The sequence below is a fragment of the Bacillus sp. SIMBA_074 genome (genome assembly GCF_046534555.1).
GTDB classification, from domain to species: domain Bacteria; phylum Bacillota; class Bacilli; order Bacillales; family Bacillaceae_G; genus Bacillus_A; species Bacillus_A mycoides.
Genome location: NZ_JAWRYM010000856.1, coordinates 1 through 255, shown reverse-complemented (window position 1 = coordinate 255; position 255 = coordinate 1). Strand labels below are relative to the sequence as shown.

Below are 255 nucleotides of genomic sequence, written 5' to 3'. Positions count from 1 at the left end.
CTAAAATATTTTGTTTACCATCGAAAGAAAGTGAGACATCTTTAATTTCCAGCATCATCCCTTACACCCACCTTTCTCTTCCATGAAACTAAATATTTCTCCAGGAATGTGATGATTCCAAAAAAGAGAAGGCTCATTCCCATAATGATGAAAATGGCAACAAACACCCGATCTGTCCGAAACGCGGAGGAAGCGAGCGTCATATAAACACCAATCCCCGATTTAGCCCCAAGCCATTCCGAAATAACCGCACCC

At 42.0% G+C, this 255-nt stretch carries 1 pseudogene; it reads right to left on the bottom strand.

Annotated features, from left to right (window positions below):
• Positions 1-41: 41 nt before the first annotated feature.
• A pseudogene (locus SB773_RS33175) lies at positions 42-255 on the bottom strand (ABC transporter permease); the annotation flags it as partial.